The organism is Kluyvera ascorbata ATCC 33433, from assembly GCF_000735365.1.
In the GTDB taxonomy this organism is placed as follows: domain Bacteria; phylum Pseudomonadota; class Gammaproteobacteria; order Enterobacterales; family Enterobacteriaceae; genus Kluyvera; species Kluyvera ascorbata.
This window is the reverse complement of sequence record NZ_JMPL01000060.1, coordinates 1-24,756: the sequence shown is the minus strand read 5'-3', so window position 1 is coordinate 24,756 and position 24,756 is coordinate 1. Positions and strand designations below refer to the sequence as shown.

The 24,756-nt window shown below is 52.7% G+C and carries 26 protein-coding genes; 10 read left to right on the top strand and 16 right to left on the bottom strand.

Translation table 11 applies throughout. The annotated features are described in order from the left end of the window. Positions 1 to 511 (top strand): hypothetical protein (locus GKAS_RS25115; RefSeq protein WP_035895122.1); only part of this gene is annotated, 511 nt, incomplete at its 5' end. Positions 512 to 619: 108 nt separating this feature from the next. On the opposite strand, the gene GKAS_RS14610 is transcribed toward GKAS_RS25115, so the two are convergent. Next, positions 620 to 1,369 carry an SDR family NAD(P)-dependent oxidoreductase gene (locus GKAS_RS14610; protein ID WP_035895120.1) on the bottom strand — a complete coding sequence of 250 codons (750 nt, stop codon included), beginning with the start codon at positions 1,367 to 1,369 and terminating at the stop codon, positions 620 to 622. 182 nt (positions 1,370 to 1,551) lie between these two features. Between GKAS_RS14610 and GKAS_RS14605 the strand changes: the two genes are divergently transcribed. Continuing rightward, positions 1,552 to 2,457 carry a LysR family transcriptional regulator gene (locus GKAS_RS14605; protein ID WP_035895119.1) on the top strand — a complete coding sequence of 302 codons (906 nt, stop codon included), beginning with the start codon at positions 1,552 to 1,554 and terminating at the stop codon, positions 2,455 to 2,457. Positions 2,458 to 2,535: 78 nt separating this feature from the next. On the opposite strand, the gene GKAS_RS14600 is transcribed toward GKAS_RS14605, so the two are convergent. After that, the gene (locus GKAS_RS14600; RefSeq protein ID WP_035895118.1) at positions 2,536 to 3,105 is read right to left on the bottom strand and encodes a hypothetical protein; all 570 of its coding nucleotides are present in this window, start codon (positions 3,103 to 3,105) and stop codon (positions 2,536 to 2,538) included. Positions 3,106 to 3,474: 369 nt separating this feature from the next. On the opposite strand from GKAS_RS14600, the gene GKAS_RS14595 reads away from it, so the two are divergent. After that, complete coding sequence (locus tag GKAS_RS14595) at positions 3,475 to 3,759, top strand: VF530 family protein (RefSeq protein ID WP_035895117.1); 285 nt, start codon at positions 3,475 to 3,477, stop codon at positions 3,757 to 3,759. On the opposite strand, the gene GKAS_RS14590 is transcribed toward GKAS_RS14595, so the two are convergent. Further along, positions 3,749 to 4,753: a zinc-binding dehydrogenase gene (locus GKAS_RS14590; RefSeq protein WP_035895116.1), complete on the bottom strand. Its 1,005-nt coding sequence runs from the start codon at positions 4,751 to 4,753 to the stop codon at positions 3,749 to 3,751. The genes GKAS_RS14595 and GKAS_RS14590 overlap by 11 nt on opposite strands. 215 nt (positions 4,754 to 4,968) lie before the next feature. Between GKAS_RS14590 and GKAS_RS14585 the strand changes: the two genes are divergently transcribed. Continuing rightward, complete coding sequence (locus GKAS_RS14585) at positions 4,969 to 6,252, top strand: glycoside hydrolase family 10-like protein (RefSeq protein WP_035895115.1); 1,284 nt, start codon at positions 4,969 to 4,971, stop codon at positions 6,250 to 6,252. A 277-nt stretch (positions 6,253 to 6,529) separates the two neighbouring features. Beyond that, on the top strand, positions 6,530 to 7,798 hold the full coding sequence (locus GKAS_RS14580; RefSeq protein ID WP_181814568.1) for an amino acid permease: 1,269 nt from the start codon (positions 6,530 to 6,532) through the stop codon (positions 7,796 to 7,798). Positions 7,799 to 7,877: 79 nt separating this feature from the next. Here GKAS_RS14580 and GKAS_RS14575 read toward each other — a convergent pair whose 3' ends face one another. From GKAS_RS14575 to cfa, 3 genes are all read right to left on the bottom strand, one after another. Next, the gene (locus GKAS_RS14575) at positions 7,878 to 9,152 is read right to left on the bottom strand and encodes a type II toxin-antitoxin system HipA family toxin (protein WP_035895113.1); all 1,275 of its coding nucleotides are present in this window, start codon (positions 9,150 to 9,152) and stop codon (positions 7,878 to 7,880) included. Then, positions 9,145 to 9,459: a helix-turn-helix domain-containing protein gene (locus tag GKAS_RS14570; protein ID WP_035895126.1), complete on the bottom strand. Its 315-nt coding sequence runs from the start codon at positions 9,457 to 9,459 to the stop codon at positions 9,145 to 9,147. The genes GKAS_RS14575 and GKAS_RS14570 overlap by 8 nt, the downstream gene beginning before the upstream one ends. Positions 9,460 to 9,639: 180 nt before the next feature. Continuing rightward, positions 9,640 to 10,794, bottom strand: a complete 1,155-nt coding sequence (gene cfa, locus GKAS_RS14565) for a cyclopropane fatty acyl phospholipid synthase (protein WP_035895112.1) — start codon at positions 10,792 to 10,794, stop codon at positions 9,640 to 9,642. Positions 10,795 to 10,900: 106 nt separating this feature from the next. Between cfa and GKAS_RS14560 the strand changes: the two genes are divergently transcribed. Next, a complete protein-coding gene (locus tag GKAS_RS14560; RefSeq protein ID WP_051910772.1) occupies positions 10,901 to 11,707 on the top strand; it encodes a helix-turn-helix transcriptional regulator in 807 nt (268 codons plus the stop codon). On the opposite strand, the gene GKAS_RS14555 is transcribed toward GKAS_RS14560, so the two are convergent. Continuing rightward, positions 11,704 to 12,054 (bottom strand): hypothetical protein, encoded by a 351-nt coding sequence (locus GKAS_RS14555; RefSeq protein ID WP_035895111.1) that lies wholly within the window; start codon positions 12,052 to 12,054, stop codon positions 11,704 to 11,706. The genes GKAS_RS14560 and GKAS_RS14555 overlap by 4 nt on opposite strands. Before the next feature lie 260 nt (positions 12,055 to 12,314). On the opposite strand from GKAS_RS14555, the gene GKAS_RS14550 reads away from it, so the two are divergent. Both GKAS_RS14550 and GKAS_RS14545 read left to right on the top strand, forming a co-directional pair. After that, positions 12,315 to 13,091, top strand: coding sequence for an MBL fold metallo-hydrolase (locus GKAS_RS14550; RefSeq protein ID WP_035895124.1), 777 nt, complete (start codon positions 12,315 to 12,317; stop codon positions 13,089 to 13,091). Positions 13,092 to 13,105: 14 nt separating this feature from the next. After that, on the top strand, positions 13,106 to 14,068 hold the full coding sequence (locus tag GKAS_RS14545; protein WP_035895108.1) for a GlxA family transcriptional regulator: 963 nt from the start codon (positions 13,106 to 13,108) through the stop codon (positions 14,066 to 14,068). 312 nt (positions 14,069 to 14,380) lie between these two features. Here GKAS_RS14545 and GKAS_RS14540 read toward each other — a convergent pair whose 3' ends face one another. From GKAS_RS14540 to GKAS_RS14530, 3 genes are all read right to left on the bottom strand, one after another. Beyond that, positions 14,381 to 14,821 (bottom strand): GNAT family N-acetyltransferase, encoded by a 441-nt coding sequence (locus GKAS_RS14540; RefSeq protein WP_035895107.1) that lies wholly within the window; start codon positions 14,819 to 14,821, stop codon positions 14,381 to 14,383. Between the two features lie 11 nt (positions 14,822 to 14,832). Then, positions 14,833 to 15,747 carry a bestrophin family protein gene (locus GKAS_RS14535; protein ID WP_035895123.1) on the bottom strand — a complete coding sequence of 305 codons (915 nt, stop codon included), beginning with the start codon at positions 15,745 to 15,747 and terminating at the stop codon, positions 14,833 to 14,835. A 237-nt stretch (positions 15,748 to 15,984) separates the two neighbouring features. Further along, positions 15,985 to 16,767: an SDR family NAD(P)-dependent oxidoreductase gene (locus GKAS_RS14530; RefSeq protein WP_035895106.1), complete on the bottom strand. Its 783-nt coding sequence runs from the start codon at positions 16,765 to 16,767 to the stop codon at positions 15,985 to 15,987. A gap of 146 nt (positions 16,768 to 16,913) precedes the next feature. Here GKAS_RS14530 and GKAS_RS14525 point away from each other — a divergent pair, with 146 nt between their 5' ends. Next, on the top strand, positions 16,914 to 17,837 hold the full coding sequence (locus tag GKAS_RS14525) for a LysR family transcriptional regulator (RefSeq protein WP_035895105.1): 924 nt from the start codon (positions 16,914 to 16,916) through the stop codon (positions 17,835 to 17,837). 73 nt (positions 17,838 to 17,910) lie between these two features. Here GKAS_RS14525 and GKAS_RS14520 read toward each other — a convergent pair whose 3' ends face one another. The 6 genes from GKAS_RS14520 to sad form a co-directional block, all read right to left on the bottom strand. Continuing rightward, complete coding sequence (locus tag GKAS_RS14520; protein ID WP_035895104.1) at positions 17,911 to 19,362, bottom strand: tagaturonate reductase; 1,452 nt, start codon at positions 19,360 to 19,362, stop codon at positions 17,911 to 17,913. A 114-nt stretch (positions 19,363 to 19,476) separates the two neighbouring features. Continuing rightward, on the bottom strand, positions 19,477 to 20,004 hold the full coding sequence (locus tag GKAS_RS14515; RefSeq protein ID WP_035895103.1) for a GNAT family N-acetyltransferase: 528 nt from the start codon (positions 20,002 to 20,004) through the stop codon (positions 19,477 to 19,479). 86 nt (positions 20,005 to 20,090) lie between these two features. After that, the gene (locus tag GKAS_RS14510) at positions 20,091 to 21,083 is read right to left on the bottom strand and encodes a sensor domain-containing diguanylate cyclase (RefSeq protein WP_035895102.1); all 993 of its coding nucleotides are present in this window, start codon (positions 21,081 to 21,083) and stop codon (positions 20,091 to 20,093) included. Between the two features lie 165 nt (positions 21,084 to 21,248). After that, positions 21,249 to 21,614, bottom strand: a complete 366-nt coding sequence (locus GKAS_RS14505; protein ID WP_035895101.1) for a DUF4186 domain-containing protein — start codon at positions 21,612 to 21,614, stop codon at positions 21,249 to 21,251. Then, on the bottom strand, positions 21,614 to 22,540 hold the full coding sequence (gene glsB / locus GKAS_RS14500) for a glutaminase B (protein WP_035895100.1): 927 nt from the start codon (positions 22,538 to 22,540) through the stop codon (positions 21,614 to 21,616). The genes GKAS_RS14505 and glsB overlap by 1 nt, the downstream gene beginning before the upstream one ends. A gap of 70 nt (positions 22,541 to 22,610) precedes the next feature. Next, complete coding sequence (gene sad, locus GKAS_RS14495) at positions 22,611 to 23,996, bottom strand: succinate-semialdehyde dehydrogenase (protein ID WP_035895099.1); 1,386 nt, start codon at positions 23,994 to 23,996, stop codon at positions 22,611 to 22,613. 105 nt (positions 23,997 to 24,101) lie between these two features. Between sad and GKAS_RS14490 the strand changes: the two genes are divergently transcribed. Beyond that, positions 24,102 to 24,756, top strand: a 655-nt coding sequence (locus GKAS_RS14490; RefSeq protein ID WP_035895098.1) for a LysR family transcriptional regulator, incomplete at its 3' end; no start/stop codon positions are given.

Here is a 24,756-nt window from a genome sequence, read left to right as displayed (position 1 = left end):
ACAGTTTCAGTTCCATGAAAGACACCAGACGGTTATCAAAACGCACTCGCCTGAAAAAATTCTGCCGTTAATAGCGACATTCGATATTCAGCAGGACGCCGTCATCCGGCTATTGATGTCGGTAAGACAACTACCGCAAAAATTCCGGCGCAATAAACAACACCAGACGGTTAGCAGCTTTGGCCTGGACAGTTTTACGCTTCTGGAAAAGTCAGCATCCGAGCTCTGCTACGGGCTGCGTGGGCAATTCTGGCGCGCTGATTTTGGACTGGAGAATGTGCCGGATACTGATGCTTATCTGGCTCCAGTGATGCCGGGCAGCGCAAAGCTTTTACTGCGCTACCGAGTAAAAAAAGTGGAAGAAGGACATTATGAGCTGCAAACTGAGACGTTCATTTACTGTCCGGATCAAGCCACTCAGCTGAAAATGACGGCTTACTGGCTGGCAATTCGGGCAGGGAGCGGATGGATTCGAAAAAGGACGCTGATGGCTGTTAAGTCCGCAATTTGACAACAAAAATAGGCGTCCCCCCTTCTCTCTGCACCATTTCCGCACATATTTAATAATGCCGAAGGCCCGACGATATCCTCGGGCCCTCAGTTATAACGCGTCTGAACGCTAAATTTGCGCCAGACCACCGTCAACATAGATTTCAGCCGCGTTAATAAAGCGTGAATCATCGGATGCGAGGAACGCGACGGTTTTACCCACTTCTTCAGGTTCACCCAAACGGCCCAACGGCACGCCAGCGGCGAGAGCATCAAACAGTCCCTGCCGGTGTTCTTCATCTACCAACCCGCCAAGACCTGGCGTACGGATTGGGCCTGGGCTCACGACGTTAATGCGGATATCTCTATCTTTCAGATCAAGCGCCCATGAGCGAACCAGACTGCGTAGCGCGGCTTTGCTGGCGCTATAAACGCTGAAGTTCGCCGTGCCTTTCACTGCGGCCGTGGAGCCGGTCAGGATCACCGAGGCGCCAGGGGTTAACAACGGTAGCGCCTTCTGAACCGTAAACAGAACACCGCGTACGTTAGTGCCGAAAATCCGGTCGAAATGCTCCTCTGTGATGGCTCCGAGTGGCATCATGTCACCACCGCCGGCGTTAGCGAACAGCACATCGAGACGACCCACGTCACTCGCAATCGTCGAAAACACGGTATCGAGGTCACTTAACACGGAAGCATCCGCGCGAATCCCTTTCGCCGCAGGGCCGATTAACGCCACGGCAGCATCCAGCTCTTCCTGGCGGCGTCCGGTGATGTACACTTTCGCCCCCTGTTCAACCAACACTTGTGCTGTTGCAAGGCCAATACCTGAAGTACCACCGGTTACTAACGCAATTTTTTCCGAAAGTTTCTTATTCATGATGCATTTCCTTAACTAAAGTATGAATATGCTAATTGAGTCATCGACTTACAGAGATAATCAGTCGTCTCAGTACGGTTGGTACTTTAGCGTTGTTAACCTATGCAGAAAAATACAGCAAAATGAAAAACACTCTTCACCTGTGTGAATAATGGCGCTTTATCGTCGGGAAAATGTGAATAATGGATCGATTTTCAGCCCTCAAAGTCTTTACGCGCGTTGTCGAAACGAACAGTTTTACCCGCGCCGCAGACTCACTGGACATGCCCAATGCCACCATCAGCAAAACGATTCAACAGCTTGAGGCGCATCTGGGGACACGCCTGCTACAGCGCACCACGCGACGCATTACCGTCACGCCTGAGGGGCTGGAATATTATGATAAAGCGCTGCGTATTCTGACGGAGTTGGATGAGATTGATGCGTCGTTTAAAACCTCCAGCACTAAGCCCAAAGGTCACCTACGGATAGCGATTGGCGGCTCAACCGCACGTGACGTTCTGGTGCCGTTGCTAGCAGATTTCATGACCATCTACCCGGATATTCGTATCGATCTCCAGGTCGCGGATAAACCTTCGGATCTTATTAGTGGCAATATTGACTGTGCTATCCGAGGCGGCCCGATGGAGGACTCTTCGCTTATCGCACGAAAAATCGGTGATGCGACGATCATTACCTGCGCCACGCCAGGTTACCTGAAACGCTACGGCGTCCCCGCCTACCCTGATGAGCTCAGAAATGGGCACCGTCTTATCAGCTATTTGTCCCCCGCCAGCGGAAGAGCATTTCCATTCCGCTTTGAACACAACGGGGAAAAAATGGAGATAAAAGCGGAACATCATCTCGGCATTAATGAGAGCAATGCGCATATTGCCGCGGTAGAAGCCGGGTTGGGAATTGTGCAGACCTTTACCTACTCGCTAAAAAAAGCGCTGGCTGCCGGTGCGCTGGTAGAAATACTCGGTAAATGGCGTCCTGCTCCCTATCCTTTTCACGTGGTCTACGCGCAAAATCGCCATGTGCCTCCCCGGCTTCGAGTTTTCCTGGAATGGCTTGCTGGGTCGTTTCCGGCGGCAGTTAAGGAATAGCGTTAATATCGGGGGATAGTAATGGGTGACTACCAGCACTATCCCTCAATATCCCTATTCTGCCGACACACGCTGACCTTATACGCATGGCCCGGTGGCGCAGCCGTACATCATAAACAGCGGGAATAATGGGAGTAATGGAATTAGTGCAATACTCCCCGCAGTGGTCAGCGACTGGGTTTTATCGTTGATCGACACCACAATTGGCTGCTCTAGCCGGTAAGGCGCCGCCAACTCTTCTGCGTAAGAAGAGGACCAGAACCCGTTGGCTTTAAACATCACGCCAAGGTGGTCGTTATCAAGAGTTGTTGCCTTGTACTCATTGCGCAGAATAGTTTGCTGGTTGGCATCCACATTACGCTTATCAATCACCACCATGTATTCAGCCGTGACCTCATGATCCTTAACCGCAAAATTCACCCTCACGCCGGATGCCTGCTGATGGAAGCGCTGATAAAACGTGTTATAGCGTTGATATTCCTGCGGCATCCCCTCACGGAAAAAGCGATAACTGTGTTTTTCAGAGCTGGCAATAATGCCGGAATCAATCGGTTTAATCGCCACGATCGTTTCAGTCGGCGGCAGGTTCGGGGTATTGGCGCAGCCAACCAGTAGTAACGCTACCAGCAATGACGCATATTTCAACATGTCTTCTTTTCCTGTTCGCTATCGTGTTATTCACGACATCATAGAACCTGGATGCAGGTATTCGTAACCCCCAGATACTTGTAGCATTGCCATTCTTATCATCTTTCAGAAATAACAAAAATGTGACAACGTCACTTAAATAACTAACGGTAATAATGTAACGATATGAATTATAATGAATTTAGTGTTTTTCCGTGCGCTGTGTGAATTCTGATATTTTACCAGTGCCATCGTACGTCAGAATCCGCGTACAACCGCCTTAAAATTGAGCGCAAATTTAACATGCGTACCTGCGCCATTGCCGGATGCTCAGCTTTCTTGTAACCTTCCCTCGCACATCATTTTGGCCTCAATTTTAACGGACCTCCCATGACAGAACATATTTCTAAAGATCCTTTGCACGGCGTAACCCTGGAAATGCAGGTCAATGCGCTGGTAGCACGTTATGGGTGGGAGCAACTGAGCAAGCTGATTAACATCAACTGCTTTAAGAATGACCCGAGCGTTAAATCCAGCCTTAAATTTTTGCGACGTACCCCGTGGGCCCGTGCCGAAGTGGAAGCGCTTTATCTGGACTCATTGACCGGTGACGTGGAAATAACGCCGGAAGAACCGGCGTTTAATCCGTGGGGAACGGGGCGAACTAAGGGTTAACGAGAATCAACGGTTTTCCACTGAACTGACGGTGACGAAGTTGATTTAACAGCGCGGGCAGTTTGTCAAAATCAGAGACCACCGTCTCCTCTGCCACTAAACGCTTCGTCGCCAGATCCAACATAATTTTTTCTCCGGCCGCCGTTAGCTGATGCCAGGCATCATCATCTCCGAACCAGTGGAGTGCGCCGAGCGCCACTTCATGCATCGACAACGTGCGACCAAACGGCGCGCATGGCCACTCCGTCAACCGCCCCTGAATCGCGATGATGTGACCATTTGCCTTGAGCGCGGGAGTCAGACGAGCTGCATGATCCTCGTTAACGCTATCAATCACTGCAAAGAACGTTGCCGCTTTTTCCTCTGGCCACGTGTTGCCGGAAGGCAATGGCCCGGCGATGCAGGTTTGCGCGCCCAACGTCTGCAGGCGCTGCCAGTGACGGGGATTGCACATCGCGGTAACCGCAAATCCTCTCGCTGTTGCAAACTGCACAAGATAGTGACCGACGGCACCTCCGGCACCGCTAATCAACAGCGGCGCTCCGTTAATTATCGGCAGCTTTTCAATAGCCAGCCACGCCGTTAGCGCCGGACAAGGAAGGCTTGCCGCCGTTTCAAAACTCAATGAATCAGGCAAGCGCATCAGGGCACGAGCGGCAACGGGGGTATGTTCCGCATAACTACCAGGCTTCAATAGGCTTTGGTGATACGCCACACGCTGGCCCAGCCAGCTTTGATCGACACCCTCGCCCAGCGCGACCACCGTTCCCGCGCCGTCAACGCCGGGGACATGACCCTTTTCCCAGTCAACCAACCCCGGACTGAATACCTTCCAGTCAACCGGATTAAGTCCGATAACCGCGTTGCGAACCAGAACATCGCCCGCCGCGAGCTGCGGGACGGCGATACGCGTCAATTCAAGCGCTTCAGGTTCGGCGCTGCCCTGCCATGTCCAGGCAAGATGCGTATCAACAGGTTGTGAATATTCAGGCATAGGACTTCCCTTGCTGTTGTCAGGATGAATAAGCATCAACAATAAAAAACTGGCAGAAATAAGGCAAATGACATATCGGAATGATGCTTATCATTTTGTGTGATATCACTGTAGCTAATTGATTGACTTCACCGTGAATAGTACGAAAATATTTGCCACTCGCGATAACCCGAATAACGGCACCTATGACTCTCAGTTCTTTTAGTTTCTCCCGAATGTCAAAAACGAAAAAAGCCGCCGCGCTGATTGCCGCCGCACTATTTCTGGTCAGCTGCGACTCAAAAACCCCCGTTAAAACGCCTTCTGGCGTGAATACCGGCAAAACCCAGCAGAATAATGAGCCAATGCGCGGCGTCTGGCTCGCAACGGTGTCTCGTCTCGACTGGCCGCCGATTAGCTCAATTAACGCCAGCAGCAGTATGCAGCGCGTTATCCAGCAGCAGGCCGCGATGCGCGACAAGCTTGATAAGTTGAAAAGCCTCGGCATTAATACCGTTTTCTTCCAGGTAAAACCGGATGGAACGGCACTGTGGCAGTCTAATATTTTGCCATGGTCTGAAACGCTCACGGGCACCATTGGTCAGTATCCAGGCTACGACCCGCTACAGTTTATGCTGGATGAAGCGCACAAGCGCGGCATGAAGGTTCATGCCTGGTTCAACCCGTACCGCGTCTCCACCAATATCAAGCCTTCAACGGTTACCGCGCTGAACAATACGCTGTCGATGACACCGCCGAGCGTTTACGTCCTGCATCGCGATTGGATCCGCACCGCGGGAGACCGCTTCGTGCTAGACCCAGGTATTCCGGAAGTTCGTGACTGGATAACCAGTATCGTGGCGGAAGTTGTCTCCCGCTACCCGGTTGATGGCGTGCAGTTTGACGACTATTTCTACACCGAAACTCCGGCTTCATCACTGAACGATAACACGACCTATCGCCAGTACGGTCAGGGTTTTGCCTCAAAAGCCGACTGGCGACGCCACAACACCCAGCAGCTGATTTCGCAGGTTTCGCACACCATTAAGCAGCTCAACCCGAACGTCGAATTTGGCGTGAGCCCGGCCGGAGTATGGCGAAATCGTTCGCACGACCCCGCAGGTTCCGACACCCGTGGCGCTGCTGCTTATGATGAATCCTATGCCGATACGCGCCAGTGGGTGCAACAGGGTTTACTCGACTATATTGCGCCGCAGCTCTATTGGCCGTTTGCTCGTGATGCCGCGCGTTATGATGTTCTGGCGAAATGGTGGGCGGACGTCGTCAAGCCAACCAATACCCGCCTGTACATCGGTATAGCGCTGTATAAAGTGGGTGAACCGTCGAAAAATGAACCGGACTGGACGGTCCAGGGCGGCGTGCCAGAGCTGAAAAAGCAAATTGATATGAATGAGTCCGCCACCAATATCAATGGCACAATATTGTTCCGTGAGGGTTACCTCGAACAGCCGCAAACGCAGCAGGCTGTGGATTATTTAAAAAGCCGCTGGGGTAATTAAATAGAGAATGGAATCGGCGAACTGTCGTCGATTCCTTTACTATAAATGACAAGAAGTTATAGCGATGTAAAAGGTGTTATTAAACCTCTTGAATTTTCCAGTAAATACCAAAAAATACTTGCGGGGCTTATCGCGCAACCAGTAGTATCGAAAAGAAGCTTCCAGAATAGCCTCATACAATAAGAAATCGTTTTCCATCCTTTTATATTTTCCGCTTAAGTTACCCCCAATAGCTCCTCCATTAACGTCCGCGTTATTCTCGGTATATATGAGTACTATGACTAAAGAAACAGCGATATCTCGTCCTCAATGGACGAAAAAAGATACCATCTGGATGATGGGTGTTTACGGCGCAACGGTGGGTGCAGGCACGCTTTTCCTACCGGTTGAAATCGGTACTCGCGGCCCGCTTATCTTTATTCTGCTACTCCTGCTGGGATTTCCACTATCGCTCGTACCACACGTGCTTATCTGCCGGGTCTTTATGCGCGACCAGCAGAAGGACGATGGGAACGACCATACGCTGCCGCTGTTTGGCTCGTTCTTTGGCCCAAAAGGCCGTCAGGCCATGAAGCTGTTTTTCTGCGTGGCGCACTACCCGGTTACGCTGGTCTATGCCGTGTCATTGGTAAATGCGCTGAGCCACTTTCTGAGCGACCGCCTGCACATTGTCGGCATTAACCGCGCCACGCTCACGTTGATCGTTCTGCTTATTCTCCACCTGGTGTTGAGCAAAGGTCGCGATAAAGTCGTGAGTACCATGAGTGCGCTGGCTCTGCCGTTTGCCATTGCTATCATCGTTATCGCCGTCTCACAGATCCCGGCCTGGAACATAGAAAACATCACCCATGCCTGGCAGCAAACGCAGACCTCAACCCCTGGCAGTGCGCTGAAAGATCTGTGGCTAACGCTGCCGCTTATCGCCTTCTCTCTGTGCTCGGCGCCGCTGATTCCCGCGCTGGCCTCCTGGTATCGTGAACCGGGTAACGGTGGCGAAGAACAGTCCGTGCGGGTTATTCGCCGCGCTTATGGCTTAATTTTCTTCAGCATTATTTTCTTCGTGCTGAGCTGTATTTTGAGTACGCCGCGTGAAATCTTTGAGATGGCGAAAGACCAGAATCTGAACGTGTTGTCAGTTATTGGCGGCAATGGCGGCATGAGTGCGCTGCTCTATCTGGCACCGTTTATTGCCATTCTGGGCATGACGAAATCATTTTTAGGGATTTCAATGCCGGTTGCCGAAACCTTTAACGTGCTGGCGACCGATCTCTTCAACATTAAACGGACCAGCCATATTAAGCGGGTTAAATTAATCACCTCGGTGCTGATGTTTATCGTCACCTCAGTGGTGGTTTATCTGAATCCCGACGTGATTAATATGATTGAAACGCTCTGCGGGCCGTTAATTGCGATCTTCCTGTTTGTGATCCCAACCTGGTTAATTTTCACGCGTCCGGCGCTGAAAGCGATGCGAGGGTTTATCTCAGTGATGGTGATGGCGAGCGGGGTGTTGACCGTTTCGGCGCTGCTGTATGCGATGTTTTGAGTAAGTTAAGTGAGGGGGGCGATGTAGGTTCCCCTCACCTATTCCCCGACGTAGCGAGGGGATCGGTTGGTACTGATAGTCAGAGAGGCTTTTTTAATCGACTGATATTATCTCGAATCTGTCGCTGAATCTGGCTTAATGTCTCTTCAGTAATCTGGTCTGGATACAACCACCTTGCGGTGTCCGCAAACGCGTCACCTACCGTGCTAAACGCCTCTATTTTTTCGTCAATCTCTGCCAGAGTGAGTTCAGCTTCCTGCTCACCCAACGCCATCATATGCTGACGTTCGATATCCAATGCTTCCCCCATCACGTCCATCTGATGATAGCCACCCGGCCCATCGTTGTAGGTAACGTCAAAAGCGGGAGCCAGCGACCATTGGCCGTTTGCCGCCATCAGATAGGCGAAGTTCTTTGGGTGATCGTCGCGGTTATTAAAGATAACGTTAAACAGCACCCGCTCAAAGGCGCGGGTCTTCCCCCGAACATCATTCGTACACAAATGAGTGGCGCGTAGGAAGTTAACGTAATCCAACGACCCGGCAATCTGATAGTTTGCGCCGGTAAACGCGGCAAGACTTTGCATTGGCACGCGCATCCCGTCCTGGCGGTCAAAGCGCTTACTGGCAAAAGCGGTCTGCCCGTCCGGCAACGCAAAATAGGCGGTGTCTGGCGCGGAAATACCGCATTGACGAAGGCACTCACCGTAGACGGCTTCAATGGCGCACACTTCCGGGTGCTCTTGCTTCGCCGGGAATTTCACCAGCCAGCTTTCAAGTTCGGGTGCGGCGATCGTCGTAAACAGCCCCGTTTGCGGATGACGATACAGCAGCACCTTTGGGCGTGCCCCCTGAGGCGAGCCCCCCATTTGCAGCAGCTTTTGTAGAAACTGACCACCTTCACCGCTCAGTACGGCCTGAACTTCCTGTGCCAGTTGGGCAAGTGGAACATTATCTTTCGTCGCTAACGAGTCATCGGCCTGGAGAGGATGGAAAGTCATTGCGCCCATCGCGCCATTACCGATATAGGTCAAACGCTCCAGCGGCCCAATGCGCGCGGCGTTGAGTCCCCGGCGTTTGAAGAGGCGATCCATCAGTAGCATCCCCCAACCGTCGGGCAGTGCGTCGTAAACCGGGCCCGGCAGACCAAGCTGGTGGGCAGGGAAATCCCGACGCAGGCGTGGGCCATTGAGCGGTAACGTCAAGCGGGCTAACTCCAGCCCTTTTCGCACCGCCTCTTCGCTGTATTCAAAGGCAATCATTGGCCGCCCGGTCAGTGCAGTAGAGGAAACCAGTCGCCCCCATAGCCAGCGTTCTCCCCAGCCTTCGTAGTATATCTCTATTCGGTCAGGCATCGTCGTGCTTCCTCTTTATCCGATGGCGCGTGGCGCTTTTTTCATAGCGCAGGATATCGTCCAGGCTCTCAATCTTTGGCTTAAATAACGTTTCCAGTTCGTCGGCGAACCCCAGCACCATGGCCACCCTGACTAGACTATCAAAGTTGATGTTACGCCCTGCTTCCAGGTTAGAGACCGTGTTGACCCCAACACCGGCGCGAGCCGCGAGGTCGGCCTGGGTCATTTGCTGTGAAAGCCTTTCCTGGCGAAGTCGACCGCAAAGCAGCTTTACAATTTCTGCGGGTTTGCTAAGTGATAAATCCATCATAACGTGGCTTATCCATGATTATTTAGGTTAATACCCAATATTATAGAATTAAGAGATAAAAATAGGAAGGCTGCATAAAACACAAAATATTGTATTTAACGCAGAGATATGAAGATAGGAACCAATAAAAAGGAATTAAATCAGAAGTACGTCGCCCGAAGGCGACGTGACAAGCAATTAACGATAGACGTACATGCCACCCTCAGTGCCACGGCTGAACAGCACCTGCCAGAGCTCAATATCACGGGCGCGGAACGCGCCAGCGCAGGCGCACAGATAGTAGTTGAACATCCGACGGAAACGCGGCGTGTAGTTGGACGACAAACCCGACCACGCCTGGTTAAAGCGTTCGTGCCATGCCATCAACGTTTTGTCGTAATCACTACCAAAGTTATGCCAGTCTTCCATCACCAGGCGCGATTCACTGACGCTCGCAATCTGGCGAATCGACGGTAGACAGCCGTTCGGGAAGATGTATTTGTTGATCCACGGGTCTACGCTGAGTCCGGTTTGGTTACTCCCGATGGTATGTAGCAAAAACAGTCCATTAGGTTTAAGGCAGCGGTCAACAACGCTAAAATAGGTCTCGTAGTTTTTTGGCCCGACATGCTCAAACATCCCGACTGACACAATCCGGTCGTAGGTGGTATTGAGGTCGCGATAGTCCTGCAGCAGGATATTCACATCCAGCCCTTCACAGCGCTGCTGCGCCAGTTTTTGCTGTTCGCGCGAAATGGTCACGCCGTCCACGCTAACGCCATAGTTCCGCGCCGCATAGGCTGCCAGCCCTCCCCAGCCGCAGCCGATATCCAGCAAGCGCATGCCGGGCTCAAGCTGCAGTTTTTCGCAGATCATTTTGAGCTTGGCATTTTGCGCTTCTTCCAGCGTTTGTGCATGACGCCAGTAGCCGCAGGAGTACTGCATGTGCGGGTCGAGCATCAACGCAAAAAGATCGTTGCCGATATCGTAGTGTTCTTTGCCGACAATCCATGATCGGCTGCGCGACTGAAGATTAAACAGTCGCGCGCTGACAACACGTAAAATATCCTTCAGGTTACCGGGAACCTGTTTATCCAGTTTTGCTTTCAGGATTTTGCAGAACAGAATATCCAAACGCTCGCAGTCCCACCAACCTTCCATATAGCTCTCGCCTAACCCCAGCGAACCCTGCTGAAATACACGCTTAAAGAAATCAGCGTGGTGAACCTGAATATCCCATGGCCGGGCACCATTGATTTTAATATCGGCCTGACTGAGCAGGTCGTTTCCCATTCGCGACCAATTATCGTTCAATTCATCAATGCTAATTACATCTGAGCAAACCGTGGCCATGTTTCTTATCCATAAACGAGTCAATATGATGTGCAGAAGATTATTATGGATAAGACGATGGTATGTATTATGATGTGAGGACAATATTTATCGAACAGATGCCATAATGATGGACGGTACCCTTCCTTTCTCCCTTCAGCAGGCTAAACAGTGGTTTTCATCGCAAGATGACTCAATGAAAGAGCTGCCGCAGTCGGTCTACTTTCGCTCTTACATGCTACCAGCAAACAATCACGTCGCCAGGCACAGCCATAGCTTCGCGCAATTTCATTTTGCACGTAAAGGCAGTATGCGTATCGATGTGGCGGGGAAATGCTGGGTGATCCCCGCGCATTACGGTATCTGGATCCCGCATAACACCGAACACGCGGTATGGGCGCTGGATGACGTCTATCTGGAGAATCTGGATATCGACCCGGATTTTTTACCGGAATCGATCGACGAATGTAAGGTCGTGGCCATCAGCGATTTTGTTCGCGAGTTCATCCACTACGCGACAACCACCACGCCCGAGTGCTATGACATTGGCGCTAAGGAAGGTCAGCTGGTGAGCGTGTTGCTTGATGTGATTTTGAAGCTGCCAGAAGTTGAACTAATGCTGCCCTGGCCACACGATGCGGCACTTATCAAGGTGTGCAGAACCATTCAGGAGTCACCGAGTCTTGAACATGCGATGGAAGACTGGGCTCATCATCTTGGCATGTCCGCCCGCACGTTTTCCCGTCATTTTAAGAAAGAGACCGGCATGCCCTTCAGCGCATGGAAACAAAAAATGCGGCTTCTGGAGTCGGTCATTCATCTGAAGAAAAATAAAAACGTCACCGCCGTAGCGCTGGAGGTGGGATATTCCAGCACCGCCGCATTCAGCTATGCGTTTCGTCAGGCATTCGGCGTTCCGCCTTCAAGCTATTAATGGATGGTTTTATTTCTGGGGTTGTACTTATAGATAAAGGCAATCGACCTTCCGGTTATATGCTGTACTTCTTTAATACTATGCCCCTGTGAGAGCAGCTGCTGAATGCGTAATTTATCGCGCTCAACGTCCTGCTTTCGGCTATCACGAGTCACCACCTCACGCGGCGTATTGATTTGCAGTTGAAGATGACACGCGCTTATTTTCTCCCACGCTAAGCGGCACTGATCTTTCGTCGCATCGAAATGCGTCGATATCTCCTGCCAGAGGCGTAAAGCTCGGCGGTAAAAGCCCTTAGATTCATTACATTGTGCAAGCAGGATGAGAGCGTTAACTTCGGCGGTCATAATCGTAAACCCACGAGTGAATGAGTGGAACGCATGTGCGCTATGGCTTAATTTATTTGTATGATAAATACAATTTAGCGACCCTGTCTACGGCCCAACAGACCAAATTCCATACTCATTTTTCATGATTCCCATGCCGTGATGGCATAAACGCTCGCCAAAATGGCCCAATTACATCGAATGTTGGCTTTTAGCCAGCGGCGTAGTAGCATCGTAATGCGCATAATGTGTTTATCGAAACCGAACACGAGGATGCCACAATGAACATTACCCAGATCCGCAATGCCACTCAGCTGATTACCTATGCTGGAAAACGTTTTTTGATTGACCCTATGCTGGCACCGAAAGACACATATCCCGGTTTTCCCGGCACCGCTCGTGCGGAGGTTCGCAACCCTATGGTGGAATTACCGTGTGAAATTGACGCACTGCTGGATGTCGATGCCATCATCGTGACCCACACTCACCCCGACCACTGGGATGAAACCGCAGCAAGCGTCATCCCAAAATCAATGCTCATTTATGTTCAGAACGACCGTGACGAAGCGTTGCTTCGCGAGCAGGGCTTTACCCGGTTGCAGCAACTTTCAGCAACCAGTACCTTCGGCGATATCACGCTGACTAAAACTGACGGCCAGCATGGTTCTGATGAAGCTTACGCGGTTCCTGAACTGGCTGAACGTTTGGGCGAAGCCTGCGGGGTAATTTTCCAGCATCCCACGGAGAAAACGCTGTACCTGGTGGGGGATTCTATCTGGATTGAGGATGTAGCGGATAACATGCGTCGGTATCAGCCTGGTGTCGTTATCATGAACACCGGCTGGGCGCATGTGCTGGGGTTTGGCCCAATCATCTTTGGGCTGGAAGACGTATTGAAAGCGCACCATCTTCTGCCGCAAGCGCAGATTGTGGCCACCCATATGGAAGCGGTAAACCACTGCTTAGTCACCCGCCGCGCCCTACGTACCTATGCTGAAGATAATATGATGGCAGATGTCGTCCATGCCCCAGATGATGGTGACACTGTCACTTTATAGCGGAGATTAACCCTATGACCACCACCACGGTTGCGATTGTTGCGAGCGAGGGTTTCAGTACCTTTCATTTCTCTGTGCCGCTGATTTTGTTTGGCGACAGCGTGAGCGAGCAGCCTCGTTTCACCCGCTTTATCTGCGCCGAAACGCCGGGACTGGTGTGGTCAAAAGAAGGAACAGCGGTTCAAGCCGATAGCGATTTTTCGGCCCTGGCCCACTGCGATATCGTGATTGTTCCCTTCTGGCGGCATGTGGATGAAAAACCATCAATAGCCCTTCTGGAGGGACTAACTGCCGCCCACAAAAATGGTGCAACGCTGGTTGGCCTATGCCTTGGAACGTTCGCCCTGGCCTATGCTGGGCTACTCGACAATCGGCGTGCCGTCACTCACTGGGAATATGAAAAAGCGTTCGAGCAGCTGTTTCCGAAGGCGAGACTTGATGTCAACGTCCTCTATACCGATGACGACGGTATCATCACTTCAGCCGGGACTGCCGCCGCGCTGGACTGCTGCCTGTATGTGATTCGTCAGCGTTTTGGTGCCCGTGCAGCTAACCAGATAGCCAGACGAATGGTGACGCCACCCTATCGTGAAGGTGGACAGGCTCAGTACATTGAACAGGTGGTGCCACACCGTACCGAGGATACCCGCATTAACCAACTTCTGGCCTACCTGCAGGATAATCTTCAACAGGTACATCAGATTGATATGCTGGCCGAGCGCGTGGCGATGAGCCGTCGCACGCTGACTCGCCATTTCCAAAAAGCGACCGGCATGTCGATTGGTGAATGGATAACCACTGAACGTCTGCGTCGCAGCCAGACGCTGCTAGAAAGCAGTGAACTCAGCGTCGAACAGGTTGCGGAACGGTCAGGATTTCAATCTTCCATCACCTTCCGCCAGATATTTCGCGAGAAACTGGGCGTCAGCCCGGTGGAATGGCGCAAAACCTTCCGGGGAATGGCAATCGAGCATTAGCCAGAAATGTTATCCACAGAAACGGTGCACAACCTTGTGGGTAATTAGCCTAAAAGCCGTTGATTATCTGAAGATTCGTCCGCTGCTTAAGGGCGCAGCCGTAGTCTGCGCCCGAACAGGAGTGCGTTATCGGGGGTTAAGTGCTACCAGTTGAAGGCGCGAACCAGCGATAAGTCCCAAGCGGTTGCGAAGAGTGAAATGAACACAATGATGTTCACGGCAGTTTCGATTCTTTTTTCCATTCTGATTCTCCTTATGTCGGTGCAACCATTAAACATGGAAAACCTTAATGATTTATTCTGTTTGTTTAGTTTAAAGCGTAACAGAATAACGTACGAAATCATCAGCGGTGACAAACTCATCATAAAGCTTACGCGCCGGATTATGAATACGCGTATGCCAATAGAAGCGTGACCATCCCTGCTCTTTTCCTTCGTTTAGCACAAATTGTATGAGCGAGCGCGCTACCCCGTTACCGCGGAATGCAGGGTCAACGAACAGGTCTTCCAGATAACAGATAGGCGCCGTAACCCAGGTACCTTCATGCAATACGCAAAGCGCAAAGCCTGCCAGCTGCCCTTCAACCAGCGCCACACGACAAAAAATGGGCGACTGAGGATCTAACATACGCTGCCAGGTGTGTTCGGTAACGTCCGCAGGCACGCTACTGGCGTAAAACCCGCAATAGCCCTGCCATAGCGCCAGCCACTGCGCTTTATCTTCTGCCTGTACCGGACGAAATGTGACGGTCATTGATGCCTCTCTTAGTTCAGCTGATAGTATTTATCAGCGATGATCCGGGCGGGTATCTGCGACTCATCATTCATTTGCAGCAAATCTATCTCGATAGCGTTACAGATAGCGTCCAGCGGTAAGTCATTATTTTCCATACCGAAGGGTTCTTCAAGCTCTTCCGCCAGCGTATCGAGCGAGATAAAGGTGTACGAAATCAGCACCGAGATAAACGGCGTCATGTAGTGCAGGTCAACAACCAGCGCGAACGGCAGCATAATGCAGAACAGATAAACGGTGCGATGAAGGATCAGCGAATAGGCAAACGGCACCGGCGTATTGGCAATACGTTCGCAGCCAGCCAGCACGATAGACATATCGTTGAGACGAATATTGAGGCTGTGGAACAGTATATCGGACAGTGCCCCGGAGCGGCGGCGTTCGGCCAGCCATTCTCCCATGATAAGCAGAATACGGTTAGCCGGCGACTGGGCAGCTAGCACCTGGGCCAGGTGCGCTTCAGAGAGGTATTTAGCCAGCACAACACGATTAGGCTGGCGGCGGAGCGTGAGGCGCAGACAATGGGCAAACGCGATTTGCAAACGAACAAACTCCCCCACATGTGGGTCGTCATGGAGGGTGTTTTTCACCTCGCGCAGCAGAGACCGGGAGGCAATCATTAGCTGTCCCCACAGCTGGCGCGCTTCGACGTAACGCGAGTAGCAGGCATTGTTACGGAAGCCGAGAAATATCGCGATAGCCACGCCAAGAATGCTAAACGGTGCCACGGTAAGCTTGAAGCCTAACGAGGAATACCACGGCAGAATGAGGATCACGACTATCGACAGCAGGAAATTGAGCAGTAAGCGAGAGAAGATTTTTGGCAGTACAGAGCCGTGCCAGACGAAAATGCGTGCCAGCCAATGCTGGTTAGGACGAACGATCATGAGTTTTTCAATCAGGTTAATAAGTTGTGTATTAAACGTGATCTTGGTCATGTATTCAAGCGGTACTAAGGGGGTGATGGTATGCTAGTGGGGCCCTTTTTGTGCTGTTTAGCTTTGTTTGCACGGGGTTAAAGCGGGGATATAGAGAAGGCAATAACTGTATGTTGTAACTAATTAATGTTCTATTAGAAGGTATCGTGTAATCCCGGAGTCGGCTTCGCCTCGTCCGGGCTACGTTTATAGGTAGCGGCTTGCCAGCGCAGGCGACTGCCCGCCAAACGCCAGTAAATTCTGTTGTAGCGCCTGATCGATAAGCGACTTATCTTCTACACCCGGCGCGCAAAGCATTTCTCCCAGCTCTACCGAGCGCAGGCTGGCGGTGACGACATCTTCAGCCGTCATACGCGGAATGGCGCTAAGATCCATCCCCTGCCGCTCGTGGAATTCTGTAGCAACAACCCCCGGACAAAGCACCTGCACCTTCAGGCCTGCAGGCGTCAGTTCTTCATGCAGAGCCAGCGAAAGCGAAATCAGATGCGACAGTGAAGCGACATAAGTGGCACGGCCTGCTGCCTGACCGAGCGGTGCTGTGGCACCAAATCCCAACATGCCAGCGACATTGATGATGGTGCCCTCTTCTCGTTCCACCATACCCGGTGCCGCGGCGTGCGCCAGAAGTGTCGGAGCAACCACTTTTACCTGCAGTAGCTCTTGTGCTTTTTCCAGCGGCAGCGCGGTAAAGCCCATATAGTGAGAGACACCTGCGTTGTTGATTAACAGCGCCAGAGGTTCATCATGGCAAAGCTCGCGAATGCGGTTAACGCCTTCAGCGCAGCTTAAATCGGCCACCACGCCACGAATTTGTCCCGCCGGAAACTCAGCGGCCAGCGCATCCAGGCGTTCCTGACGGCGACCAACGGCAATCACGTTGTAACCCTTATTTGCCAGCCGGCGAGCGAATGCCTGACCGATACCGGAAGTGGCGCCAGTGACAAGCGCTAAATGTTTTTGCGTAGACATATGATTCTCTCCTGTGGGGTTGATGGGAATGATCATAGTCGTATGTTGTCCGGCAGATAAGACCGCTAAGTTCGCACAGGTTGTTCGATAAAACGGACAATGAGGTGCATAATCGCATAATTCCCGCGGCTATAGAGAAAACCAATATGCCAAAGCGCACAACGGATGAACTGGGCGATTTGAAAGCTTTTGCAGCGGTAGCGCATGCCGGAGGCTTTCGCGAAGCGGCGCGATTACTGCAGCTAAGTCCTTCAGGCTTAAGCGATGCGGTACGACGGCTGGAAACACACCTTGGTGTTCGTCTGCTGCACCGCACTACGCGCAGCGTATCGGTCACCGAGCAAGGCGCTCAGTTGTTGGAGCGTATTACACCTGCTTTTGCCGAGCTCTCTCTGGCGTTAAAAACGGTAACGTCATCCCGGGACAAACCCGCCGGAAATCTGCGGCTGAACGTTCCGGTTAATGCGACGCGACTTTTTTTGGCCCCATTGCTGACGCGTTTTCTGCAACGCTACCCGGACATTAGCGTGGAAGTGGTGGCAGAAAGTGGCGTCATTGACATTCTGGTTGCGGGCTGCGATGCCGGTATTCGCTATGACGAGAGACTGGAGCAGGACATGATTGCCATCCCGATTGGCCCACGCGAGCAGCGGTTTGCCACGGCTGCTGCGCCTGCGCTTCTCGAACAATTTGGGCGTCCTCAGCATCCCCATGATTTACTGAAGCTGCCTTGCCTGCGCGGCCGTTTTGCTAAAGGGAATCTGGAACGCTGGACTTACCAACGTGACGGGGAGATTTACCACATAGACCCACATGGCCCGCTGATCTATAGCGGGGGCAGCGCTGTAGATATGGGCGTCGCGATGGCAGCGGAAGGCGTGGGCGTTATCTATCTTTTTGAGGCATGGCTTCAGCCGTGGTTGGAAAGCGGGCGGCTCGAGCCCATACTTGAACCCTGGTGGCAGACCTTTACGGGGCCGTTTCTTGACTATTCGGGGCGCAAGCTGGTGCCGCCTCCGCTTCGCGCTTTTATCGATTTTGTCAAAACGTCCGATTCCCATCCAGGATGATTCCCGTTTTCCAAGTGGACCCCGTTATAAAAAAACCCGGCCGGAGCCGGGTTAGGTTCGGACTTCAGATAAATTAGCAGAGCGGCTGTACGGCTTTGCGCATGCCTTGAGTCAGAATAGCGTCGAGGTCAGCTGCAACCTGTTCGACCAATCCGTCAACCTGTGTAAGATCTTGTTCCCAGTGATCGCTCACGGACAGCACCGCTTTCACCAGGTCGGTGGTGCTAATCTGCTGGTCGCGATGCTGAGCCCACAGCTGCTGGTAACGGTCAATCCAGTGCGCGTCGTCCTGCACCGGGTATGCTTCGCCGTTACGCTCTGCGCGGTAGAAGGCAATCAGCGCTGCCAGCGCAAAGGTCAGACGTGCTGGCAGTTTACCGCTCGCCTTCTGCCCTGCCAGCAGCTGCGGCAGGATACGTGTACGGAATTTGGTCATGCCGTTCAGCGCAATGGAGAGCAGCTGGTGTTTGATGTACGGGTTACGGAAACGGCCGGTCACCGCGCTGGCAAAAGACTCCAGCTCGTCTTTTGGCAGATCCAGTACCGGGATAATTTCTTCGTAGATGGCTTTCTCAACGAACGCGCAGATTTCAGCATCGTTCATCGCTTCGCCCACGGTATCAATCCCCGCCTGGAATGCTACCGGAACCAGCGCCGTGTGCGCACCGTTGAGGATAGCCACTTTACGTTCTTTATACGGTTTGATGTCGTCGACAATCAGCACGTTCAGCGCCAGTTTGTCCAGGCGTAGTTCGCTGGCCAGTGATTTAGGCCCCTGAATAACAAACAGGTAGAAGTGTTCAGCGGTATCGAGGAAACCGTCTTTATAGCCGAGTTCTGCTTCCAGTTTAGACGCTTCATCACGTGGGTAGCCGGTAACAATACGGTCCACCAGCGTTGAGCAGAAAGCGTTAGATTCATTCAGCCAGGTCATGAATGCTGCCGGTAGCGCCCACTCTTGCGCATAACGCACCACCAGCTCATGCAGTGCTTCGCCGTTATAGTCGATCAGTTCGCAAGGAATAATCACCCAGCCTTTATCCGCAGCACCGTTGAAATGGGTGAAGCGTTCGAACAGCAGACGCGTCAGTTTAGCCGGGTAGCTTACCGCTGGCGCATCATCAAATTTGTCACCCGCATGGTAGCTGATGCCCGCTTCGGTGGTGTTGGAGAACACAAAACGCATGTCAGGGTTGTGTGCCAGTTTGAGGAACTCGGCATAGTCAGCATAGGCGCTGATTTCACGGTTTACAGAACGAATCAGGCGCGCGTCGCTGACGGCTTCACCCTTCTCATTCAGACCACGAATGATGGTCGTGTACAGACCATCCTGGGTGCTCAGAGATGGCGGGAAATCGCTCGCGATAGGACGAACGATCACCACACCAGAATTCAGGTCGGTATGTTCGTTCAGCAGGTCAATCTGCCAGTCAACGAAGGCGCGCAGGAAGTTGCCTTCGCCGAACTGGATAATACGTTCAGGGTATTGGGCACCGGGGAAATCATGGCGGTTCAGTGTTTTCACAATGGGTTCCTTTCTGGATTAGTCATACAACCTGCTCAATTGGTCTAATAACTTATCAGATTTTCCGCTTATGAAACCCTGTTTTGATCAAAAGTGAGAGAATAAATAGTGAATCTATAAAAATTTGTAAAATATAGAGGTTGCCGTGAGTTCGCCATCAGGCATATAGGCATAGCGCGGGACTTCGCCGACTTTCTGCCAGCCACAGCGCGTATAGAATGTCTCAGCGCCACTACCCGTGGCGGTATCCAGCACCAGCACGCTTTTCTGCGCATCCGCGGCAATCTCCTCCAGACGCTGCATCAGAGCGCGGGCAATGCCGCTACGGCGCGCGCTTTCATGCACCAGCAGCTTAGCCACATCAGCGCGATGTGGCTGGTTCTCAGGCTGGTCGACAACTAATTGCACTGTGCCAACAATATTCTGCTCGACGTTCTTTGCCACCAGCACCACGCGCTCTTCACGCCCTACGCTTGCTGCCATACGCTGCCAGAAAGCCAGCGCCGTATCAGGTTTGAAAGGCTGCATAAAACTAACTGAAGCGCCGCCGTTGACGCAGTTACTGAGAACGTCAGACAGTGGCGCCAGATTGGCAAGAATGTCGGCCTCAGAAAAGGTGTGTAGGGTGAAAATCGCGGTCATGTTCTTCTCCTTGTTGATATGCGCATTACTATTACGCTAACAATTTGATAACACAACGCCTTTTTTCATTGGATATTCTTATGCCTTTAGTGGGCAAATATTTGATTCTTCCCGCGACGCTTCGCTTCATACAGCGCGCTATCCGCCGCCTGTAGCCAATCAGAAACTTCATGCATATCAGGAAGCGCATCGGCAATACCGATACTCAGGGTCAGCGTCTGGTGATGATCCGGACGCTCCGTCACCACCGCAGTCGCATCCATAATTCGCTGCGCAATGCCGCGCCCCTCTTCCAGTGACGTATCGGGCAGCAAGATAACAAATTCGTCTCCCCCCAACCTTGCGGGCGTATCGGTCCCCCGCGTCGCCATCTGCAGGATCTGTGAGACGGTTTTCAGCATCACGTCGCCGACTTTGTGCCCGTGACGATCGTTAATCTCTTTGAAGTTATCAAGATCGATAAACATCAGCAGCGAATGGCCGCAGTGTTGCTTGAGACGAATCAGTTCCCAGGCAATACGCTGCTCAAGAAGACGACGGTTCGCGATATCAAGGAGGGGATCGAGCATCGCAATACGTTCAAGCTCCTGGCTTTTCAGCCGCAGCTTCACCGCAATGCTATCGGTCATAAAGCTCAGGGCGAGCAAATAGAGCGAGATAAGCGGTAGCGTCGCCAGCATCGTCTGCTGTGACACGAATCCGTTAAACGGCATTCCCGTAAGCACCCAGGTACCGGCAAAGACGCTGAGCATCGTCGCCGCCGCTTTACGCATCAGCGGGATCCCTCCGGCAGAAAGTCTATCCGCCAAAAGGATCGTGGCAATTGTCACCGAAGGTAACGGATTGACCGCCATCATGGCTATCCAGAATCCCCCGGCTCCGGCATCGAAGAGCAGATTCTCAAATTCAGCATCGCGGGGAATGGGCGCTTTGACAGCACGAAGATAGGCCACCGTTGGCCAGATGAAGGCATTACACGCCAGCAGCAGTTCAAAATAGACCGGCTGATGACGTTCAATCAGTACAGAAACAATAGGCAAGAAGCACAAAAAGGTGCCAAGCATCCGCATCAGATACATTCGTCTGACAAACCGGGTACCCGTCACCCCATTATTCGTAATTTGCTTGCCAAATGCATTCATAACACAATTTATTCCGATACGTCGCCCGGCATATCATATTCAACGAGCGATGTCACTTCAACCTATCAGAATAGATAGCTTTTCAGAATAAACCTATAAATGTTAGCGATCGGGACGATTCATCTGCAGCACCAGCCAATGATGGATCACGCTGACCACATAATGCTGTTGCGCTGCGCTAAGCGGCTGCCCTTGAGGAATTCGGTGCCATTTCTCGAGACAACCGCGACAACAGGTTGCCGTCGCATGCTGCGCAATGAACACGGGATGCCCGCGCATCGGCGTTTGCTTACCATCATTTTTGGGCCAGGCGGGAGCAAGCCTGCCCGCGACAAAATCCGCCGCATGCTGGTCGATAGTCTCCGCCCCTTTGTCATAACAGTACTGCCGTTCTTTTACGCCCAGATGAAAACGGCTGCGAAACGGTGAACGTTGCAGTCGTTCAAACAGGCTTTCTAACGCGTCCATCAGTAAACCGAACGTCCTATTTGTTGCGTGAGTTTTTCCAGCACGGCGACCCCTGCCAGCGAGTTACCCGTTTCATCAAGCTCCGGGCTCCAGACGGCAATCGCCATCTCATGCGGCACAATTGCCACCACACCGCCACCAACGCCGGATTTCGCCGGTAGCCCCACGCGCCAGGCAAATTCCCCGGCGTTCTGATACATCCCGCTGGTTGCCATTAACGCATTTACCTGGCGAGCCTGCATCGGAGAGATAACCGGCGTATCGAGATGGAGCGCCTTCCCCTGGTTAGCCAGAAACAAGAAGGTGTGCGCCAGTTCTACGCAGTTCATTTCCAGTGCGCAGTAGTGGAAATAGTTTTGCAGCACCGTGGTGACATCATGATGGAAATTACCAAAGGATTTCATCAGCCAGGCAATCGCCGCATTACGCGCCGAGTGTTCAAATTCGGAACGCGCCACCTGCGCATCGTAGGCAATGCTGGATACACCGCTAAGCTTGCGCACAATTTCAAGCATCCGCTGACGCGGAGCGCTAAGCCGCCCCTGCAGCATATCGCAGACCACCAGCGCCCCGGCGTTAATAAACGGATTGCGCGGGATGCCCTGCTCAATTTCGAGCTGCAAAAGGGAGTTGAAGGGTTGCCCGGAAGGATCTTTGCCGACGCGGGACCAGATCTCCTCAGCCGGATAGTGATTCATCGCCACCACCAGACTCAGGACTTTCGAGATCGACTGGATAGAAAAACGTTCATTGGCATCGCCCGCGCTAAAATGCTGCCCGTCGACGGTGCTGATAGCAATCCCCAGTTTATTGCCGCTGACGCAGGCCAGTGCCGGAATATAATCCGCCACCTTCCCCTGCCCAATCAGCGGCCTGACATCATCAAGAATAGATGTCAGCATGGCATTATTGATAACCGTAGCCACTTACACTCCTTGCCCACAGGCTATTTTCGGCCTGGGAGTATAGCAGAGCCTAAGGGCTACGTCGTTTCGCTTAGTGTCTATCTTTCCAGACCGTCTGCACATTACAGAATTCGCGCAGACCAAAGTGCGAGAGTTCACGGCCAAAACCGCTTTTCTTCACGCCGCCGAAGGCAACGCGCGCATCGCTAGCGCTATAGCCATTGATAAACACGCCACCGCACTCCAGCTCATCGGCAAAACGTTGAGCCACTGCCGTATCGCCGGTAAAGATAGTCGCAGACAGACCAAATTCACTGTCATTGGCCAGTGCCAGCGCATGACTGGCATCACGGGCGACGGTAATCGCCGCCACCGGGCCAAACATCTCCTGGCGGAAAGCGGTCATGGTCGGCGCCACGTTTGCCAGTACGGTGGCCGGATAGTAGTTACCTTCACTACTCAGCAGTTCACCGCCAAGCAGCAGAGATGCACCCTCACTAACGGTCGCCATCACCTGGTTATGCAGCTCGTCGCGCAAATCAAAACGCGCCATCGGCCCCAGATAGTTCTCTTCATCGGTCGGTTCACCCATTTTGAGCGCCGCCGCTGCCGCAACAAACTTCTCGGTAAACAGCTCAGCAACGCCCGCTTCAACAATAAAGCGTTTCGCCGCCGCGCAGACCTGCCCGGTATTCTGGTAACGCCCAATCACCGCCGCCTGCACCGCCATATCGATATCGGCATCGTTCAGGACGATAAACGGATCGGAACCGCCCAGCTCTAGTACGCATTTTTTCAGCGCCGCGCCCGCCTGAGCGCCAATCGCTTTCCCGGCACGCACGCTACCGGTCACGGTAACCGCCGCAATACGCGGATCGTTGATAATCTGCGTCACGCCATCGTTAGTCGCGTTAACCCAGTTAAATACACCAGCCGGAACACCCGCTTGCGTTACGATATCGCCAATCAGTGCCGCGCAGCCCATCACGTTAGGCGCATGCTTAAGAAGATAGCTATTACCCGCGAGCATAATCGGCACTGCCCCGCGCAGCACCTGCCACAGCGGGAAGTTCCACGGCATTACCGCCAAAACGGGGCCAAGCGGACGGTATTCAATCACCGCCTGGTTGTTCTCAACCTGGGTAGACTCGGTCGCCAGCATCGCTGGGCCGTGTTCAGCATACCAGTCGCACAGATGGGCCGATTTCGCCACTTCGCCACGCGCCTGTTTAATCGGTTTACCCATTTCACGGGTAATACATTGTGCCATCTCTTCGCCACGTTCACGCAGCACACGGCCCATCGCACGCAGCGCATCGGCGCGCTGCTCAATTGCCGTCTTGCGCCATTGACGAAATGCCGTATCAGCAAGCGTAATAGCCATATCCACTTCCGGGCCGGTGGCCCACGGCAGCGACGCGATGGTTTCGCCATTGGCCGGGTTAATAGAGATGGCGTGAGTTGCAGGTGAAGTCATCTTTTTTCTCTCTCAATCAATTGCGCAGTGGTGACAGTTTCGCCTATCCTGCCGTTTATGAAAAATGAATAATATTAACCGAACCATTCACGATATGAGAATGCTATGGATTTAACCCAGCTTGAGATGTTTAACGCCGTTGCCGAGACGGGCAGCATTACCCAGGCGGCGCAGCGCGTGCATCGTGTGCCCTCTAACCTGACGACCCGCATTCGCCAGTTGGAAGCGGATCTCGGCGTTGAGCTGTTCATCCGGGAGAATCAACGGCTACGTCTGTCGCCCGCTGGACATAGTTTTCTGCGCTATAGCCAGCAGATCCTCTCGCTGGTCGATGAAGCACGCATGGTGGTTGCCGGAGACGAGCCGCAGGGGTTGTTTTCCCTCGGTGCGCTGGAGAGTACCGCCGCCGTCCGCATTCCCGAAACGCTGGCACGCTATAACAAGCGCTATCCGCGTATTCAGTTTGATTTAGCGACCGGACCATCGGGTACCATGACCGACGGCGTGCTGGAAGGCACGCTCAGCGCTGCGTTCGTCGATGGGCCGGTGATGCATCCGGGGTTAGACGGTATGCCGGTCTACCCGGAGGAAATGATGATTGTCGCTGCCCACGGGCATCCGCCAATTAGCCGCGCCAGTGAAGTCAACGGAGCCAGTATCTATGCGTTTCGCGCCAACTGTTCTTATCGTCGGCATTTTGAAAGCTGGTTCCATGCCGATCAGGCGACACCCGGACGCATTCATGAGATGGAGTCCTATC

Bases quoted from the DNA above. Each gene is read 5' to 3' on its own strand.
- GKAS_RS14600 (WP_035895118.1), bottom strand. From the start codon at position 3,105: ATGTTGAAATATGCGTCATTGCTGGTAGCGTTACTACTGGTTGGCTGC.
- GKAS_RS14515 (WP_035895103.1), bottom strand. From the start codon at position 20,004: ATGACCGCGATTTTCACCCTACACACCTTTTCTGAGGCCGACATTCTT.
- GKAS_RS14580 (WP_181814568.1), top strand. From the start codon at position 6,530: ATGACTAAAGAAACAGCGATATCTCGTCCTCAATGGACGAAAAAAGAT.
- GKAS_RS14590 (WP_035895116.1), bottom strand. From the start codon at position 4,753: ATGCCTGAATATTCACAACCTGTTGATACGCATCTTGCCTGGACATGG.
- GKAS_RS14540 (WP_035895107.1), bottom strand. From the start codon at position 14,821: ATGACCGTCACATTTCGTCCGGTACAGGCAGAAGATAAAGCGCAGTGG.
- GKAS_RS14605 (WP_035895119.1), top strand. From the start codon at position 1,552: ATGGATCGATTTTCAGCCCTCAAAGTCTTTACGCGCGTTGTCGAAACG.
- GKAS_RS14610 (WP_035895120.1), bottom strand. From the start codon at position 1,369: ATGAATAAGAAACTTTCGGAAAAAATTGCGTTAGTAACCGGTGGTACT.
- GKAS_RS14560 (WP_051910772.1), top strand. From the start codon at position 10,901: ATGATGGACGGTACCCTTCCTTTCTCCCTTCAGCAGGCTAAACAGTGG.
- GKAS_RS14530 (WP_035895106.1), bottom strand. From the start codon at position 16,767: ATGTCTACGCAAAAACATTTAGCGCTTGTCACTGGCGCCACTTCCGGT.
- GKAS_RS14545 (WP_035895108.1), top strand. From the start codon at position 13,106: ATGACCACCACCACGGTTGCGATTGTTGCGAGCGAGGGTTTCAGTACC.
- GKAS_RS14510 (WP_035895102.1), bottom strand. From the start codon at position 21,083: ATGTATCTGATGCGGATGCTTGGCACCTTTTTGTGCTTCTTGCCTATT.
- GKAS_RS14550 (WP_035895124.1), top strand. From the start codon at position 12,315: ATGAACATTACCCAGATCCGCAATGCCACTCAGCTGATTACCTATGCT.
- sad (WP_035895099.1), bottom strand. From the start codon at position 23,996: ATGACTTCACCTGCAACTCACGCCATCTCTATTAACCCGGCCAATGGC.
- GKAS_RS14555 (WP_035895111.1), bottom strand. From the start codon at position 12,054: ATGACCGCCGAAGTTAACGCTCTCATCCTGCTTGCACAATGTAATGAA.
- GKAS_RS14570 (WP_035895126.1), bottom strand. From the start codon at position 9,459: ATGGATTTATCACTTAGCAAACCCGCAGAAATTGTAAAGCTGCTTTGC.
- GKAS_RS14535 (WP_035895123.1), bottom strand. From the start codon at position 15,747: ATGATCGTTCGTCCTAACCAGCATTGGCTGGCACGCATTTTCGTCTGG.
- GKAS_RS14525 (WP_035895105.1), top strand. From the start codon at position 16,914: ATGCCAAAGCGCACAACGGATGAACTGGGCGATTTGAAAGCTTTTGCA.
- GKAS_RS14575 (WP_035895113.1), bottom strand. From the start codon at position 9,152: ATGCCTGACCGAATAGAGATATACTACGAAGGCTGGGGAGAACGCTGG.
- cfa (WP_035895112.1), bottom strand. From the start codon at position 10,794: ATGGCCACGGTTTGCTCAGATGTAATTAGCATTGATGAATTGAACGAT.
- GKAS_RS14585 (WP_035895115.1), top strand. From the start codon at position 4,969: ATGTCAAAAACGAAAAAAGCCGCCGCGCTGATTGCCGCCGCACTATTT.
- GKAS_RS14595 (WP_035895117.1), top strand. From the start codon at position 3,475: ATGACAGAACATATTTCTAAAGATCCTTTGCACGGCGTAACCCTGGAA.
- GKAS_RS14505 (WP_035895101.1), bottom strand. From the start codon at position 21,614: ATGGACGCGTTAGAAAGCCTGTTTGAACGACTGCAACGTTCACCGTTT.